Origin of the sequence: Enterobacter sp. E20 (genome assembly GCF_000801755.2) — a bacterium.
Lineage (GTDB): Bacteria > Pseudomonadota > Gammaproteobacteria > Enterobacterales > Enterobacteriaceae > Enterobacter > Enterobacter asburiae_B.
Map to the genome: position 1 here is coordinate 1,814,538 of NZ_CP012999.1, position 17,361 is coordinate 1,831,898.

Consider the following 17,361-nt stretch of genomic DNA (forward strand, 5'->3'; position numbering starts at 1 on the left):
GGGATGTAATGGGTAACAGTCTGTATCCGGCGGTTTTTCGGAAAAGGTGGAGGTTGCGAGGTGAGTATTCAGACAATAGCACCCTGATTTATCTGAATTTTTCGGAAGAATGATTACCAAAGCTTACTGTTTCAGTCATTTACGCTTAACGGATTCGCTTATATACTCGTGGGTCTGCTATCAGCAAACAGACGGATTTCATGTATCAACCTGTCGCACTCTTCATAGGCTTACGTTACATGCGTGGGCGCGCCGCGGACCGCTTCGGTCGCTTTGTCTCCTGGCTTTCGACTATTGGCATTACGCTTGGCGTGATGGCACTGGTGACGGTGCTTTCCGTCATGAATGGCTTCGAACGCGAGCTGCAAAACAACATCCTGGGGCTGATGCCGCAGGCCGTTCTCTCATCATCCAACGGTTCGGTTAACCCGCAACAGCTGCCGGAAAGCGCGGCGAAGTTACAGGGCGTCACGCGCGTCGCGCCGTTGACGACCGGCGACGTGGTGCTGCAAAGCGCCCGCAGCGTGGCGGTCGGCGTGATGCTGGGTATCGACCCGGCGCAAAACGATCCGCTGACGCCGTATCTGGTTAGCGTGAAGCAGACCGATCTGGAAGCCGGAAAATACAACGTGATTCTGGGTGAACAGCTTGCCGGACAGCTTGGCGTCAACCGCGGTGACCAGCTGCGCGTGATGGTACCTTCTGCCAGCCAGTTTACGCCGATGGGGCGCCTGCCAAGCCAGCGCCTGTTCAACGTGATTGGTACCTTTGCCGCCAACAGCGAAGTCGATGGTTACCAGATGCTGGTAAATATCCAGGACGCTTCACGCCTGATGCGCTACCCGGCAGGGAACATCACCGGCTGGCGCCTGTGGCTCGATGCGCCGCTGAAGGTCGATACCCTCAGCCAGCAAAAACTGCCGGACGGCACCAAATGGCAGGACTGGCGCGAGCGTAAAGGCGAACTGTTCCAGGCCGTGCGGATGGAAAAAAATATGATGGGGCTGCTGCTGAGCCTGATCGTGGCCGTGGCCGCATTTAACATCATTACCTCGCTGGGCCTGATGGTGATGGAGAAGCAGGGCGAAGTCGCTATTCTGCAAACCCAGGGGCTCACGCCGCGCCAGATTATGGCGGTGTTTATGGTGCAGGGAGCCAGCGCAGGCATCATCGGCGCGCTGCTCGGCGCCGTGCTGGGGGCCTTGCTTGCCAGCCAGCTTAATAACTTAATGCCGATCATCGGCGCTCTTCTCGACGGCGCGGCGCTGCCGGTGGCTATCGAGCCGCTGCAGGTGGTCGGTATTGCGCTGGCCGCGATGGCCATTGCGCTGCTTTCTACGCTTTATCCTTCCTGGCGCGCTGCCGCCACTCAACCCGCTGAGGCTTTACGTTATGAATAAGATCCTGTTGCAATGCGACAACCTGTCCAAACGCTATCAGGAAGGCACTGTGCAAACCGACGTGCTGCACAATGTGAGCTTCAGCGTGGGCGAAGGCGAGATGATGGCGATTGTCGGCAGCTCCGGCTCGGGTAAAAGTACGCTGCTGCATCTGCTGGGCGGGCTGGATACGCCAACTAACGGCGACGTGATTTTCTCCGGCCAGCCGATGAGCAAAATGTCCTCTGCGGCGAAGGCAGAGCTGCGTAACCGCGAGCTGGGCTTTATCTACCAATTCCACCACCTGCTGCCTGATTTCACGGCGCTGGAAAACGTGGCGATGCCGCTGCTGATTGGCAAAAAGAAACCGGCAGAAATTAACGCCCGCGCCAGCGACATGCTGAAAGCGGTAGGGCTGGGCCATCGCGGTAACCATCGTCCCTCTGAGCTTTCCGGCGGCGAACGCCAGCGCGTGGCGATTGCCCGTGCGCTAGTCAACAACCCGCGTCTGGTGCTGGCGGATGAGCCTACCGGTAACCTGGATGCCCGCAATGCGGACAGTATTTTCCAGCTTCTGGGCGAGCTGAACGCCTCGCAGGGCACCGCGTTTCTGGTCGTAACCCACGATCTGCAGCTGGCAAAACGCATGGGGCGTCAGCTTGAGATGCGCGACGGCCATCTGAACGCGGAACTGACCCTGATGGGAGCAGAGTAATGGCGTCACCGTTATCGTTACTCATCGGTTTACGTTTTAGCCGCGGCCGCCGTCGCGGCGGCATGGTGTCGCTGATCTCCGTCATCTCGACCATCGGTATTGCGCTCGGTGTGGCGGTGCTGATTGTCGGCTTGAGCGCCATGAACGGTTTTGAGCGCGAGCTGAATAACCGCATTCTGGCGGTAGTGCCGCACGGGGAGATCGAGCCGGTTAACCAGCCGTGGACGAACTGGAGCGATGCGCTCGCCAAAGTCGAAAAGGTGCCGGGCATTGCCGCAGCCGCGCCCTACATTAACTTTACAGGGCTGGTGGAGAGCGGGGTAAACCTGCGCGCGATTCAGGTGAAAGGGGTCAACCCCGCCCAGGAAGCGCGTCTCAGCGCGCTGCCAAACTATGTGCAGAACGGCGCGTGGGCCAACTTTAAGGCCGGCGAGCAGCAGATCATCATGGGTAAAGGCGTGGCCGATGCCCTGAAGGTGAAGCAGGGCGACTGGGTGTCGATCATGATCCCGAACGCCAGCGCCGACCACAAGCTGCAGCAGCCTAAGCGCGTGCGCCTGCACGTCACCGGTATTCTTCAGCTGAGCGGTCAGCTTGACCATAGCTTTGCGATGGTGCCGATGGAGGATGCGCGCCAGTATCTCGACATGGCCGACAGCGTGACGGGCATTGCCATTAAGGTGAACGACGTCTTTAACGCCAACAAACTGGTCCGCGACGCGGGCAGCGTGACCAATAACTATGTCTACATCAAAAGCTGGATCGGCACTTACGGCTATATGTACCGTGATATCCAGATGATCCGCGCCATTATGTATCTGGCGATGGTGCTGGTGATTGGTGTGGCGTGCTTTAATATCGTCTCGACGCTGGTGATGGCGGTCAAGGACAAGAGCGGCGACATCGCCGTGCTGCGTACGCTGGGGGCGAAAGACGGTCTTATTCGCGCCATCTTCGTCTGGTACGGTTTGCTGGCGGGGCTGTTCGGTAGCCTTTGCGGCGTGGTGATTGGCGTGGTGGTTTCCCTGCAGCTGACGCCGATTATCAACGGGATCGAAAAGCTTATTGGTCACCAGTTCCTGTCGGGTGATATCTACTTTATTGACTTCCTGCCGTCGGAACTGCACTGGCTGGACGTTTTTTATGTGCTGGTTACAGCACTTTTACTGAGTCTGCTGGCAAGCTGGTATCCGGCGCGTCGCGCAAGCCGAATTGATCCGGCGAGGGTATTAAGTGGCCAGTAATTACGTCACGATCTAGCGGCTTTCGGGTCGCCAGATCGAAAGAGGAATGCGTTATGTATTATGGATTTGATATTGGCGGCACCAAGATTGCGCTCGGCGTGTTTGATAAAGACCTCAAACTACAGTGGGAAACCCGCGTTCCCACGCCGCGCGAAAGCTACGACGAATTTTTAACCGCGATTGCCGCGCTGGTGGCGCAGGCCGATGAACGCTTTGGCGTGAAAGGCAGCGTCGGCATCGGCATTCCGGGTATGCCCGAAACCGACGACGGCACGCTGTATGCCGCCAACGTGCCTGCCGCCAGCGGTAAACCGCTCCGCGCCGATCTCTCTGCTCTCCTTGAACGCGACGTGCGTTTAGACAATGATGCTAACTGCTTTGCGCTCTCCGAAGCCTGGGACGAAGAGTTCCGTCAGTATCCGCTGGTGATGGGTCTGATCCTCGGTACCGGCGTCGGCGGGGGAATTGTGATCAACGGGAAGCCAATCACCGGGCGCAGCTACATCACCGGCGAGTTTGGTCATATCCGTCTCCCGGTGGATGCCCTGGAAGTCGTGGGGCGCGATTTCCCGCTGACCCGCTGCGGCTGCGGCCAGCACGGCTGTATTGAGAACACCCTCTCCGGCCGCGGGTTTGCATGGCTTTACGAACACTTCTATCATCAGAAACTTGAGGCCCCTCAAATCATTACCCTGTGGGAGCAAGGGGATGCGCAGGCGCGTGAGCACGTCGAGCGCTATCTGGATCTGCTGGCGGTGTGTCTGGGAAATATTCTCACCATCGTCGACCCGGATCTGCTGGTGATCGGGGGAGGGCTGTCAAACTTTACCGCGATTACGGAACGGTTGTCCGGGCGTTTGCCCCGACATTTATTGCCGGTTGCCCGCGTGCCGCGTATTGAACGCGCGCGACACGGGGACGCAGGAGGCATGCGCGGAGCCGCATTCCTTCATCTCACCGATTAGTTTACGAGGTTTCTATGCTGTCGCGTCGCCAGGGTCGACTCAGCCGTTTTCGCAAAAACAAACGCCGCTTGCGTGAGCGCTTGCGCCAGCGGATTTTTTTCAGAGACAGAATAATGCCAGAAGCGATGGATAAACCCAGAGTGGTGGTGCTGACCGGGGCGGGGATCTCCGCCGAGTCAGGAATTCGAACCTTCCGCGCGGCGGACGGCCTGTGGGAAGAGCACCGCGTGGAGGATGTAGCCACGCCGGAAGGCTTTGCCCGCGATCCGGATCTCGTCCAGGCGTTTTACAACGCCCGCCGTCGTCAGCTTCAGCAGCCTGACGTCGCGCCGAATGCGGCGCATCTGGCGCTGGCGAAGCTCGAAGAGGCGCTCGGCGATCGTTTTCTGCTGGTGACGCAGAATATCGATAACCTGCACGAGCGGGCCGGTAACAAGAACATCATCCACATGCACGGCGAGCTGCTCAAGGTTCGCTGCGCCTGGAGCGGTCAGGTGCTGGACTGGCAAGAGGACGTGCTGCCAGAGGATAAGTGCCACTGCTGCCAGTTCCCGTCGCGCCTGCGTCCGCACGTGGTCTGGTTCGGCGAAATGCCGCTGGGAATGGATGATATCTACAGCGCGCTGGCGATGGCCGACATGTTTATCGCCATCGGCACATCCGGTCATGTTTATCCGGCGGCGGGGTTTGTCCACGAAGCGCGCCTGCACGGTGCGCATACGGTAGAACTCAATCTTGAGCCAAGCCAGGTGGGCAGCGAGTTTGAAGAGAAACACTACGGTCTGGCAAGCACGGTCGTCCCGGAGTTTGTCGACAAGCTGCTGAAAGGGCTGTAACGGCAATCGCCAGAAAAGGCACCCGTCCAGCGGGTGCCTTTTTATTTATGAATGGAAGAACGCCAGCGTCTTCTCGAGCGATTTAGCCTGCTCATCCAGCGAGAGCGCCGCCGCAGAGATCTGCTGAACCAGCGAGGCGTTCTGCTGGGTCGTGCTGTCCATCTGGTTAACGGCGGTGCTGACCTGGCTAATCCCGCGATTTTGCTCGTCCAGCGCCTGAACGATATCGTTGATGACCAGATGCACATGCGATACCGCTTCAATCACCTGTTTCATCATCACGCCGGTTTCATTGACCAGCTCAACGCCTTTGCTGACGCGCCCTGAGGACTCGGCAATCAGCTGAGAGATCTCTTTTGCCGCGTTGGCGCTTCGCTGGGCAAGATTGCGCACTTCCCCAGCGACAACCGCGAAGCCGCGCCCCTGTTCGCCTGCCCGTGCCGCTTCAACGGCAGCATTCAGCGCCAGGATATTGGTCTGGAAGGCGATGCCATCGACAATGCTGTTAATCTCGCCGATCTTACGCGCGCTCTCATCAATCTCCCCAATCACCACGACCACGTCGTTCACCAGCGTTTCGCCATGCCCGGCGAGGTTCGCGGCGCGATCGGTCAGCGTGGTCGCCTTGTGGGCGTTGTCGGCGTTATTCTTCACCGTGACCGAAATCTCTTCCATGCTGGCTGCCGTTTCAACAATCGCAGCCGCCTGTTCCTCGGTTCGCGAGGCGAGGTCCAGGTTGCCCGCCGAAATTTCGCTGGTGCCGCCGTGCACGGAGTGGCTGGCTTCGCTGATGTTGTCGACGATGCGCTTGAGCTGCATCTGCATGGTGTGCAGGGCGTAAAAAATGCTGTGGGTATCTCCGGAACGCACCGGGATGGTGTTGTTCAGGTCTCCCCGGGCAACGGCCAGAGCGATCCCGGCGGCCTCAGAAGGTTCTCCCCCAACCGGACGGTCAACTTTGCGGGTGAAGATCTGTGCCATGACCAGGCTAACCGCCACGATGCTTAGCACCATCATGATGATGGCTTTCAGTAAAAATGCGCGCGCTTCGGCCATCACTTCGCTGACCGGCGTGATAATGGCAAGTTTCCACGGCGTCTGGCTGTTACCGACGGCGATGTCCTGCCAGGTGATAAACACGTCCTCCTTCAGCAGCGGATCGTTAATGCGGGTGACGTCATGACCGGCAATCTGACCGGCGTAAGGCTTGCCCGCAGCGCGCTTGTCCGGGCTGGACACCACGTTATGGCCTGCGGAGAGGAGCAGGGCATAGCCCGTGCCGTTCCACGGTTTAATCGCGCCGATCGTCGACTGCAGCGTGGCGAGGGAGAAGTCAGAGGTGACCGAGCCCAGAAACTGACCGTCACGCATGATGGGGGCGGCAATCGAGGTGAGCATCACGTCCACGCCGTTGTAGGGATAGATATAGGGTTCGATGATCACATCTTTATGGCGTTGTTTCGGCAGCAGATAATAATCGCCGCTGCCGGGCGTTTCGATGTCCGTCAGCAGGTGTAATGCCGGTTTGCCGGTGGCGTCCCGGTCGACATAGCGGGCGTAGCGCCCGGCAGGATCTTCACCGCTTTGACCGGCCCAGACGGCATCTTTATCGTCGAACGCGTTAGGCTCAAAGGCCATCGACATGGAGAGAAACTGCGGGTGAGCCGAAAGGTAGTGGATGAGCAGCTGGTTCAGGCTCTGGCGATCGGTCACGCCCGCCTCGCGCAGCGCCAGGGCGCTGTTGCCCATATCCCGGGCGGCAGTCAGGGCAGAATCCAGCTGTTTGCTGACCTGCAACGCTTGCACTTCAGCAATCTGGCGGATATGTTTTTTGGCCAGAACCTCCTGCTGTGCCATCCACTGCCACATCATAAACCCGATCGTTGCCGTAAAGCCCACCGTTACGGTGAGGAAAATGGACAATAGCATCAACGTCTTGACTCTTATTTTTTTTCTTTGGACCACGGCGTCTTTCATTCTCATCTCCCGTAATATCGTGCATGTCGGGCAGGCACATATTCCTTATCGGATATTTTCTCCTCTTTCTGTAGAGCGCCAGGGATATTTAATTTAAATTTTGATTTGTAAATCCGGTTAATTAGTGTGGATGCTTTTATTTTGTGCATTCAATCAAAATAGTGCTCGATAAAACTCGTTATCGTCGTGTAGAAAGAGGATGCTAATAAATATAAAGTTGTAGAGGAGGATGGGATATGTACGGATTTATTGCGCGACAACCCATTTTTAACCCTGAGATGAAGACGGTGGCCTACGAGCTGCTCTTCAGAGATGGGATGACAAACCGTTTTCCGGATGTGTCGGCGGAATATGCCACCTCCAGGATGATATCAGATCAGTTTTTATGCGTGCCGTCCCAGCGCATCGCCGGGGCACATACGTCGTTTATTAATTTCCCTTCGCGGATGGTCATAGACCGCAGTGGAGAAGCGCTGGATAAAGAGAGCGTGGTCATTGAGATCCTGGAAGATGCTGTGCCGGGAGCGGAGCTGTTGCAGGCCGTCAGGGAGATGAGTGCGGATGGTTATCAGTTTGCGCTTGATGATTTCACCCTTGCTCCAGAATGGGATGCTTTTTTACCCTATATTTCAATACTGAAATTTGACGTCAGGAATTATACCTTAGCGCAAATTAAACAGTATCTTAAAGAGCGTAAACATTTAACCGGGCATATTAAATATCTCGCTGAAAAAATTGAGACTAAAGAGGAATTCAGCCAATACAGGGAAGAGGGATTCTCGCTGTTTCAGGGCTATTTTTTCTGCCGTCCGGAGGTCATTAAATATAAACGGCTATCGCAAAATCAGCTGGCAATTTTTCGGCTGCAAATGGAGGTTGGGCGCAATAAGCCTGATTTTCGGATCGTCGAGTCGTTGATTAAAACCGATCTCACGCTGTCCTGGAAAATCATGCGCTACATGAAGCACACCGCCTTTAAACATATCGGTGCCTGTAATTTCAGCAAGTTAACCCTGAGTGAAGTCCTCAGATATCTCGGGGAAAACCAGCTGAGACGGTTTGTTGCCGTCGTGGTCCTGGCGAGCGCGGGCAATGACACCGTCAGCGAGCTTTATCCGCTGAGCATGATGCGCGGCAAGTTCTGCGAGCTGATAGCCGGGACGATGAACGAACCGGCGCTGGCTGAAAATGCCTTCATGTGCGGCCTGTTTTCTCTGCTCGATACCCTCCTCGAACAGCCGATGGCCGAGTTGATGAAGCAAATTGCGGTCCCGCAGAGCGTGAGCAATGCCCTGTGCCATCAGGAGGGACGGTTAGCCGATATGGTGAGCCTGTGCCGATACTATGAACAGCAGCAGTGGGACGAGGCGACCCGGGTTCGTCAGGCGCTGGGTCTGTCGGATGAGGATGTGGTTGAGGCGATGAGAAAGGCGACGATCTGGGCTGGGGAGAATGCGGTCGGTTAATCCTCCTCACGCCGCACGTACGGCGTGAGGAAGAACGCGATACCGTTTATCGGCCCGCTTTTAATTTCTGGTAATACTCTTCGTAGAGGCGGCTGGCGTCACCGACATCGTTTTGCCATTCACCTTTGCTGATGGTTTCGGCATTCGGGTAGAGCGATTTATCGTTAGCCACTTCAGGCTTCAGCAGCTTGCGTGCGGCGAGGTTTGGCGTCGGGTAGCCAATCGTCTCGGCAACCTGTTTCGCCACGTCCGGGCGCAGCAGGAAGTTAATCAGCTTGTGCGCCCCTTCAGCGTTTTTCGCGTTGGCGGGGATCGCAAGGCTGTCCATCCAGAAGATCCCCCCTTCTTTCGGCCAGACCACCTCAAGCGGCGTCCCGGCCTGGCGGGCGACATACGCGGAGCCGTTCCACACCATCCCCAGGTTCACTTCGCCTTCCATATACGGGTTTGCCGGGTTATCAGAGTTAAACGCCGCCACGTTAGGCATCAGCTTTTTCAGCTCGTTATACGCCGCTTCAATCTCTTTCGGATCCGTCGTGTTGCCCGAGTAGCCCAGCTTGCGCAGCGCGACCTGGAACACCTCACGCGCGTCGTCGGTTAACAGCAGGCTACCCTTGTATTCTGGTTTCCACAGATCGGCCCAGCTTGTCACCGTTTTCGGATCGACGGCATCGCTATTCACGCCAATCGCGGTTGCTCCCCAGATGTACGGAATGGAGTAGTCGTTATTGGGGTCGAACGGCTTGTTGAGCATCTCTGGATCGAGGTTTGAAAAATGGGTTAGCTTCGTTTTGTCGATCTTCTGGATCATGCCCTCTTTGCGCATTTTGTCGACAAAGTAGGTGGAAGGCACGACCAGATCGTACGCGCCGTCTTTGTAGGTTTTCAGCTTGGCGTACATGGTTTCATTCGACTCGTAGGTCGAGTAGATAACCTTGATGCCCGTCTCCTTCGTGAACTGTTCCAGCAGGCCCGGCGGCACGTACTCGGTCCAGTTGTAGAAGTAGAGCGTTTTGCTGTCATCAGCGTGCGCGGCACCCATGCCAAGCACCAGCGCCGCAGCGGCGAGCATTTTTTTCATTTCATTGTCCCCTGAGATTTTGTTTTATCACGAGCAATAACCTGGCTGGCGATCACCAGAACCAGCGACAACACCAGCAGAATGGTCGCCAGCGCGTTCACCTCCGGTGAGACGCCGACTTTCACCATTGAATAGATCTTCAACGGCAGAATTTCATAGCTCGGACCGGTGACGAAGGAGGACACGACCACGTCATCCATCGACAGGGTGAAGCTAAGTAGCCATCCGGCCGCCACGGCGGGCATCGCCAGCGGCAGGATGATTTTGCGCAGGATGGTCATCTCGCTGGCGCCCAGATCCTTCGCCGCCTCCAGCATGCGCACGTCGAACCCTTTCAGGCGCGCGAAAACGGTCACCACCACAAACGGCAGGCAGAAGGTGATGTGCGAGAACAGCAGCGACCAGAAGCCAAGCTGTACGCCCAGCAGCATAAACAGCACCAGCAGCGAAATGGCCATCACGATGTCCGGCGACATCATCACCACAAACAGCATGCCGCTGACGAACGGTTTGCCGCGAAAGCGATAGCGGTACAGCGCCACGGCGGTGAGCGAGCCAATCAACGTCGCGAAGGTGGCGGAGAAGATCGCCATCGTCAGCGAGTGCTGCGCGGCCTGCAGGAGGCTGTCGTTGTTCATCAGCAGCCTGTACCAGCTGGTGGTAAAGCCCTGCCAGTTAATCCCGAAGCGTGAGCTGTTAAACGAGTTCACGATCAAAATAACGATCGGGATATAGAGCCAGGCATAAATGGCGGTCATAAAACCGCCGCGAAGCAGTCGACTGATCATTCGAGTTCCACCTTCTTATTCAGCAAGCGTGAGGCGCGCCAGTAGACCAGCAGCATCAGGCCCATGACCACCGTCAGCGTAATGCTGGTCGCGGAGCCGAACGGCCAATCGCGGATGTTCAGGAACTGGCTCTTGATTACGTTACCGATCAGCAGGTTTTTCGCGCCGCCCATCAGATCCGACACGTAGAACAAACCCATCGCCGGGAGCATTACCAGCAGACAGCCCGCGATAATGCCGGGCATGGTCAGCGGGATAATAATGCGGATGAAGGTCTGCAGCTTGTTAGCGCCCAGATCTTTTGCCGCCTCCAGCAGCGGTTTATCCAGCTTCTCGATGCTGGAGTAGAGCGGCATCACCATAAACGGCAGCAGGATATAGACCAGGCCGACAATCACCGCGCTCGGGGTAAACATGATGCGGATCGGCGTATCAATCACCCCCAGCCACAGCAGAAACTCGTTGAGATAGCCTTTAGTGCTAAGGAAGATTTTCAGCCCGTAGATGCGGATTAACGAGTTGGTCCAGAAGGGAACAATCAGTAAAAACAGCAGCAGGGGCCGCACCTTTTGCGGCAGGCCCGCGAGGAACCATGCGAAAGGATACCCCAGCACCAGACAGGCAAGGGTGGCAATCAGCGCCATGTTGAGCGAGTGCAGCAGCACGTCAAAATAGAGCGGATCGAGCAGGCGCGCGTAGTTGTCCAGCGTAAAGACCAGCGAAACGAAGCTAGCGTCGTCGCGGGTCAGAAAGCTGGTGGCAACGATCATCAGGTTGGGCAAAAAGACAAACAGCACAAGCCAACCGACGATCGTGGCAATCACCACATTCTGGAATTTACTTGTGTTCTTCATCAGCCAGCACAACCTCCCAGCTTTCTACCCAGTTGATAACCATTTTCTGGTCGAGAGAGTGGTCGAAGTCAGGATCGTCTTCGTTAAAGAACTCGCTGACCATCACCATCTTGCCGTTCTCCAGCTCGACAACGGACTCCAGCGTCATCCCTTTGTAGTTGCGCTCGCGGATATAGCCGATTAACCCTTCGGCCTCGGTATTGCCGTGAATTTCATCGACGCGCAGATCTTCCGGGCGCAGCAGAACGTTGAGTTTTTGTCCCTTTTCGACGGGGAAAGTCACCGTGATATTGCACTCGCGTCCTTCAACGCTGGCGCGCACGCGCTGGTCGTCCAGACGCTCAATCACCGTGGCGTCGAAGATATTGATCTCGCCAATGAAGCTGGCGACAAACAGATTCTTCGGCTCTTCGTAGATTTCGCGCGGCGTGCCGTCCTGCTCGATTTTGCCGTCGCGCATTACCACGATGCGGTCGGACATAGTCAGAGCCTCTTCCTGATCGTGGGTGACGAAGACAAAGGTAATGCCGAGCTTGCGCTGCAGGGCTTTAAGCTCGTTCTGCATCTGCTTGCGCAGCTTGTAATCCAGCGCGGAGAGGGATTCATCCAGCAGGAGCAGGCGCGGCTTGTTGACCACGGCGCGGGCGATGGCCACGCGCTGCTGCTGGCCGCCGGAAAGCTGATGGGGTTTACGCTGGGCAAACGTCTCAAGCTGCACCATGCGCAGGGCGTCGATGACGCGCGGTTCGATCTCATTCGCCGGCGTTTTTTGCATCCGCAGGCCAAACGCCACGTTTTCAAACACGGTCATGTGCGGGAACAGGGCGTAGCTCTGAAAGACGGTGTTGACGTGGCGATCTTCGGCAGGAACTTGGGTGATGTCCTGGTTTTCAAGATGGATATGGCCGTTATCGACGCTTTCCAGCCCGGCGATAAGGCGCAGTACGGTTGTTTTGCCGCAGCCCGAGGGGCCAAGCAGCGTCAGAAACTCACCGTCATTGATGGTCAGAGTGAGGTCGGAAATAACGTCTTTACCATCAAAACTTTTACGAATTCGTTCCAGTTGCACCAGCGGTGAACGTGAACGGGATTGTGTATTCAATTTTTGCGCTGTCCCATATAGACGCCTCAGGCAGCAGACTGAAGCGGGGTTTGTGTGTAACCACCTTGGTGACTCGTAATGAGGGCGGACATTCTACGGCAATCCCCTGCGAACGCCAAACCTTGTCACTGATTCATAAGCTACATTTACTAACGCATAACCATATAAACGGAAAATATTCTCGTTTGCGGGATAAAAGTGACCTGACGCAATATTTGCGTTTTGATGCTTATTGATAATGTTGTCACGAAAAGTGAGGGTGACTGCATGGATAAATTACTTGAGCGTTTTTTACAGTACGTTTCGCTGGATACCCAATCTAAACCGGGTGTTCGCCAGGTGCCGAGCACCGAAGGCCAGTGGAAGTTATTAAACCTGCTTAAAGAGCAGCTTGACGCCATGGGGCTGGTCAACGTCACGTTAAGCGAAAAAGGCACTGTGATGGCAACGCTGCCGGCGAATGTCCAGGGTGATATTCCGGCGATTGGCTTTATCTCCCATGTCGACACCTCTCCGGATTTTAGCGGTAAACATGTGAACCCGCAGATTGTGGAAAATTACCGCGGCGGCGATATTGCGCTGGGCATTGGCGACGAGGTGCTCTCGCCGGTGATGTTCCCGGTACTGCACCAGCTGCTGGGCCAGACGCTGATCACCACCGACGGTAAAACGCTGCTGGGGGCGGATGACAAGGCGGGTATCGCGGAAATTATGACGGCGCTGGCGGTGCTGAAGGGCAAAAATATCCCGCACGGGGATATCCGCGTGGCCTTTACGCCGGATGAAGAGGTCGGCAAGGGCGCGAAGCACTTCGACGTGGAAGCCTTTAACGCGCAGTGGGCCTATACCGTTGACGGCGGCGGCGTCGGTGAACTGGAGTATGAAAACTTCAATGCCGCGTCCGTCACGATCAAAATTGTCGGCAACAACGTTCACCCCGGCTCGGCGAAAGGCGTCATGGTGAACGCGCTGTCGCTGGCGTCCAGAATTCATGCAGAAGTCCCGGCGGAAGAGAGCCCTGAACAGACCGAAGGGTATGAAGGTTTCTATCACTTGACCAGCATCAAAGGCACCGTGGACAGCGCGCAGATGCACTACATCATCCGCGATTTCGACCGAAAAGCCTTTGAGGCGCGCAAGCGCAAGATGATGGAGATCGCGAAGAAGGTCGGTAAAGGTTTACACCCTGATTGCTATATTGAGCTGATCATTGAAGACAGCTACTACAACATGCGCGAGAAGGTGATGGCGCATCCGCATATTCTCGATATCGCCCAGCAGGCGATGCGCGACTGCAATATTGAACCGCAGCTGAAGCCGATTCGCGGCGGCACCGACGGTTCTCAGCTGTCGTTTATGGGGCTGCCGTGCCCGAACCTGTTTACCGGTGGCTACAACTACCATGGTAAGCATGAGTTCGTGACGCTGGAGGGGATGGAAAAAGCGGTGAAGGTGATAGTGCGGATAGCGGAGTTGACCGCGAAGCGGTAAGAAAAGCCCGGTGGCGAAGCGCCACCGGGAATTAAGGCGACTCAGTCCTCAAAGAACCAGTACCCGCTGTTGACCAGCGCGGCGAGCATCGCGAGGAAGGAAGGATCTTCCAGCGCATCGCCAAAGGTGTCGGCAGTCAGCACCAGATGGCTGGCAATGGCTTCCAGCGCCGGACGGTGCGGAGAGTCCAGCCTCTCGCCGTTGACGAACACCTCTTCACCAATGCGCAGCACGCGCAACCCGCCCAGACGCGTCAGCTTGTCGCCCTGCTGAAGCGCATCATAAATTTCGTCAGCCTGATAGGGCGGCTCCGGCGGCGCAACGTCCAGCTCATGACGAGACTGGCTGATAAACTCACCAAACCACTGTTTGAAATGTTCCGGCTCGTTGATCAGATCCAGCATCATGCCGCGCAGCTTATCGAGTTCTTCTGGCAGAATATCCGCCGGATGCTCGCGCGCAGGCACATCAGGGTCGCTGTAACGATAGCTGCCCAGCTCGCGTTGCAGAACGTAGTCGGCAAATCCGCTGATCATCTCGCGGCCGCTTGGCGCGCGGAACCCCACGGAGTAGTTGAGTGAGTTTTCCAGGGAGTACCCTTCGTGAGGGAATCCCGGCGGAATGTAGAGAATATCACCCGGCTCCAGCTCTTCGTCGATAATCCCTTCAAACGGGTCAACCTGCAGCAGGTCCGGATGCGGGCAGTGCTGCTTCATCGGCACTTTTTCGCCCACGCGCCAGCGGCGGCGGCCCGTACCCTGAATGATGAACACGTCGTACTGGTCAAGATGTGGACCTACGCCGCCGCCCGGCACGGAGAAGGAGATCATCAGATCGTCCATGCGCCAGTCGGGCAGGGCGCGGAACGGGCGCATTAATGCGGCAGTGGGCTCGTGCCAGTGGTTGACCGCCTGCACCAGCAGCGACCAGTTGTTTTCACCGAGGTGATCGTAGCTTTTGAAAGGACCGTGGCTAACCTGCCATTTCCCGTCCTGGTGGCTCACCAGACGGCTGTCGACTTCGTTTTCCATGGCCAGACCTGCCAGCTCGTCAGGCGAGATAGGGTCGACAAAATTGCTGAATCCGCGTTTCAGAACCACCGGGCGTTTTTGCCAGTAACGTTCAATAAACTCGGGCCAGTTAAGCGTTAAGTGATAATCCATATTTTTTTATTCCGCAGGCTCTTACTGACTCGGATTATAACGGAAGCTCAGCCCCCCGGCTGCGAGATCCTCGCATTTTTCACATAACGGGTTAACTATCGTTCAATGTGGGCTGCTGGCGACCAAAAATAACCTCCATTCTGGCGCCGCCCAGCAGGCTTTCACTGGTTTCTATTTTCCCGTCGTACTGGTCGACAATCTCACGGGCGACGGCTAACCCGACGCCCTGGCCAGGACGTAGCGTATCGGCGCGCTGACCGCGATCGAACACCACGTCACGCTTATTGCGCGGGATGCCCGGACCATCATCCTCAACGATAATATGCAGTTCGGTTTCCGTCTGACGCGCAGACACTTCCACGAACTCCAGGCAGTATTTGCAGGCGTTATCCAGCAGGTTACCCATCACTTCCATGAAGTCATTTTTTTCACCCACAAAGCTTATCTCTGGCGAGATATCGAGGCTGATGTTCACCCCTTTACGCTGATACACCTTGTTGAGGGCGGACGTGAGGTTATCCAGAAGCGGGGCTACCGGGTGCAGCTCTCGGCTCAGAAGCGCGCTGCCGGAACGCATGCTGGCGCGGTGCAGGTAATAGCCAATTTGCTGTGAAATACGGCTGATCTGTTCCAGCATCACCGGCTCGGCATCATCGACGCTCAGCTTCGAACTGCGCATTGAACGCAGGGTACTTTGCATGACGGCCAGCGGAGTTTTCAGGCTGTGGGTCAGATCGGTAAGGGTGGTACGGTATTTATCGTAGCGTTCGCGTTCACTTTTCAGCAGGCGGTTGAGGTTACGCACCAGGCTGGTGAGCTCACGGGTGGTTTCCGGGTTCAGCTTCTCGCGATGATGTTCTTCCAGCTCACGAACCTCTTTCGCCAGTGATTCAATAGGGCGCAAGCTCCACCACGCCGCCACCCACAGCAGCGGGATCACCAGCAGGAGATTCGCAGCCAGAACGTAGATGAACCAGCTCCAGACCATATAAGAACGCTTCAGCTCGACCGGAATGGTGTCGATCACCACGATGGTCAGCTGCGGCATGTTCAGCGTCGCCGGATAGAGGTTAATCGCGACGGAGTGCGTCATCTCCGTTTCGGCGTTGTCGGCGCGGATCTCGTTCAGCTTTTGCTGCAGGGAGCGATCTTCACGGATCAGCGAGCTGGTGGTGTTGAGATCGGCTTCAATTTCATGAAACCCGTTGGTTTTGAGCCAGTCCGGACGAATGCTTTTAACCAGCCAGGGGATATCACGCTGCGCCCACAGTAATTTCCCTTTTTCGTTATAAATCAGGGCCAGCGTCGGGCTCTGCTGGTTGAGGTTTTCCGGCATTTCGACGGTGATTCGGTTGTTTTCCCACTTCGCCAGGGTATAAAACAGATTGCTTTCGCCGCGCAACAGCCGAAAGGTGGTTTTATCAAAGCTGACGCTGTAGCCCACCAGGGCGACCATGCCGTAGGAGAGCGACAGCACCAGCACGACGGCGGCTGTTGCCAGTAAGAAACGAACCCGCAGCGAGAGGGGCATTATGTGGCGTAAAATCCCTCTCATTTAGCGTAATTCGAACAGGTAGCCCTGGCCACGGACGGTGGTAATCACATCCTGCGGATACTGCGCCTGAATTTTCTTACGTAAACGTCCCATCAGCACGTCAATGGTATGGCTCTCGCGCAGTTCAGCATCAGGATAAAGCTGGAGCATTAAGGAATCTTTGCTCACCACTTTGCCATTGTTACGGATCAGCGTTTCCATGATGGTGTATTCGAAGGCGGTGAGTTTGATCACTTCATCATTGATCGCTAATTCCCGGCGGGAGAGATCGACCTGGAATGGTGGGATGGAAATAACCTGTGAAGCCAGCCCGCTGTTGCGGCGTAACAGCGCCTGCATGCGCGCCGCCACCTCTTCGATATGAAACGGCTTGGTGACGTAATCGTCTGCACCCGCGCTGAGCACTTCGACCTTATCCTGCCAGCCTTCACGGGCGGTCAGAACCAGAACCGGCAGGGAGACATCGTGGCTGCGCCAGCGGCGAATTAACGACAGACCGTCTTCGTCAGGCAACCCTAAATCGACAATGGCGATATCCGGCAGGTGTTCATTGAGATAATAATCGGCTTCTTTTGCATCTTCAGCATCGTCCACCTGATGTCCCATCTCCTGAAGCTGAACCTTCAGGTGATGGCGTAGCAATGCGTTATCCTCAACAACCAGTACGCGCATCATCTCTTCTCCCTAAATAATTGGTATGAATAGTTTAACGCTGATTATGGAGTTTGGAACCAGCGTTATGAAA

General features: G+C 56.2%; 15 protein-coding genes. 7 read left to right on the forward strand and 8 right to left on the reverse strand.

The genetic code is table 11. The features are described 5' to 3' along the window. The first annotated feature begins 200 nt into the window (after nucleotides 1-200). The 5 genes from lolC to cobB are packed head-to-tail and all read left to right on the forward strand — an operon-like array spanning nucleotide 201 to nucleotide 5,139. Nucleotides 201-1,400, forward strand: coding sequence for a lipoprotein-releasing ABC transporter permease subunit LolC (gene lolC, locus NI40_RS08550; protein WP_039261918.1), 1,200 nt, complete (start codon nucleotides 201-203; stop codon nucleotides 1,398-1,400). After that, nucleotides 1,393-2,094, forward strand: coding sequence for a lipoprotein-releasing ABC transporter ATP-binding protein LolD (gene lolD / locus NI40_RS08555; protein WP_008500772.1), 702 nt, complete (start codon nucleotides 1,393-1,395; stop codon nucleotides 2,092-2,094). The genes lolC and lolD overlap by 8 nt, the downstream gene beginning before the upstream one ends. Then, nucleotides 2,094-3,338: a lipoprotein-releasing ABC transporter permease subunit LolE gene (lolE, locus tag NI40_RS08560; RefSeq protein WP_032657985.1), complete on the forward strand. Its 1,245-nt coding sequence runs from the start codon at nucleotides 2,094-2,096 to the stop codon at nucleotides 3,336-3,338. Before lolD ends, lolE begins: the two co-directional genes overlap by 1 nt. Before the next feature lie 53 nt (nucleotides 3,339-3,391). Then, nucleotides 3,392-4,303 carry an N-acetylglucosamine kinase gene (gene nagK, locus NI40_RS08565; protein ID WP_039261920.1) on the forward strand — a complete coding sequence of 304 codons (912 nt, stop codon included), beginning with the start codon at nucleotides 3,392-3,394 and terminating at the stop codon, nucleotides 4,301-4,303. Nucleotides 4,304-4,317: 14 nt separating this feature from the next. Beyond that, nucleotides 4,318-5,139, forward strand: coding sequence for a Sir2 family NAD+-dependent deacetylase (cobB, locus tag NI40_RS08570; protein ID WP_039261921.1), 822 nt, complete (start codon nucleotides 4,318-4,320; stop codon nucleotides 5,137-5,139). A 45-nt stretch (nucleotides 5,140-5,184) separates the two neighbouring features. Here the strand turns inward: cobB and NI40_RS08575 are convergent, their stop codons facing one another. After that, the gene (locus NI40_RS08575; protein WP_039261923.1) at nucleotides 5,185-7,116 is read right to left on the reverse strand and encodes a methyl-accepting chemotaxis protein; all 1,932 of its coding nucleotides are present in this window, start codon (nucleotides 7,114-7,116) and stop codon (nucleotides 5,185-5,187) included. A 236-nt stretch (nucleotides 7,117-7,352) separates the two neighbouring features. Between NI40_RS08575 and NI40_RS08580 the strand changes: the two genes are divergently transcribed. After that, nucleotides 7,353-8,582 (forward strand): EAL and HDOD domain-containing protein, encoded by a 1,230-nt coding sequence (locus tag NI40_RS08580; RefSeq protein WP_039261925.1) that lies wholly within the window; start codon nucleotides 7,353-7,355, stop codon nucleotides 8,580-8,582. A gap of 46 nt (nucleotides 8,583-8,628) precedes the next feature. On the opposite strand, the gene potD is transcribed toward NI40_RS08580, so the two are convergent. The 4 genes from potD to potA are packed head-to-tail and all read right to left on the reverse strand — an operon-like array spanning nucleotide 8,629 to nucleotide 12,437. Further along, on the reverse strand, nucleotides 8,629-9,663 hold the full coding sequence (potD, locus tag NI40_RS08585) for a spermidine/putrescine ABC transporter substrate-binding protein PotD (protein WP_039261926.1): 1,035 nt from the start codon (nucleotides 9,661-9,663) through the stop codon (nucleotides 8,629-8,631). Further along, nucleotides 9,660-10,451, reverse strand: a complete 792-nt coding sequence (potC, locus tag NI40_RS08590; RefSeq protein ID WP_039261927.1) for a spermidine/putrescine ABC transporter permease PotC — start codon at nucleotides 10,449-10,451, stop codon at nucleotides 9,660-9,662. The genes potD and potC overlap by 4 nt, the downstream gene beginning before the upstream one ends. Then, entirely contained in the window at nucleotides 10,448-11,305 is an 858-nt protein-coding gene (gene potB, locus NI40_RS08595; RefSeq protein ID WP_023311177.1) for a spermidine/putrescine ABC transporter permease PotB, read from the reverse strand. Before potB ends, potC begins: the two co-directional genes overlap by 4 nt. Beyond that, nucleotides 11,289-12,437, reverse strand: a complete 1,149-nt coding sequence (gene potA, locus NI40_RS08600; protein ID WP_176662574.1) for a spermidine/putrescine ABC transporter ATP-binding protein PotA — start codon at nucleotides 12,435-12,437, stop codon at nucleotides 11,289-11,291. Before potA ends, potB begins: the two co-directional genes overlap by 17 nt. A gap of 237 nt (nucleotides 12,438-12,674) precedes the next feature. Here potA and pepT point away from each other — a divergent pair, with 237 nt between their 5' ends. Further along, a complete protein-coding gene (gene pepT / locus NI40_RS08605) occupies nucleotides 12,675-13,898 on the forward strand; it encodes a peptidase T (RefSeq protein WP_039261931.1) in 1,224 nt (407 codons plus the stop codon). A 41-nt stretch (nucleotides 13,899-13,939) separates the two neighbouring features. On the opposite strand, the gene NI40_RS08610 is transcribed toward pepT, so the two are convergent. From NI40_RS08610 to phoP, 3 genes are all read right to left on the reverse strand, one after another. Then, nucleotides 13,940-15,061, reverse strand: a complete 1,122-nt coding sequence (locus NI40_RS08610; protein WP_039261933.1) for a ribosomal protein uL16 3-hydroxylase — start codon at nucleotides 15,059-15,061, stop codon at nucleotides 13,940-13,942. Between the two features lie 91 nt (nucleotides 15,062-15,152). After that, nucleotides 15,153-16,616 (reverse strand): two-component system sensor histidine kinase PhoQ, encoded by a 1,464-nt coding sequence (gene phoQ / locus NI40_RS08615; protein WP_039261937.1) that lies wholly within the window; start codon nucleotides 16,614-16,616, stop codon nucleotides 15,153-15,155. After that, nucleotides 16,617-17,288 (reverse strand): two-component system response regulator PhoP, encoded by a 672-nt coding sequence (gene phoP, locus NI40_RS08620; protein ID WP_028019015.1) that lies wholly within the window; start codon nucleotides 17,286-17,288, stop codon nucleotides 16,617-16,619. Nucleotides 17,289-17,361 lie beyond the last annotated feature (73 nt).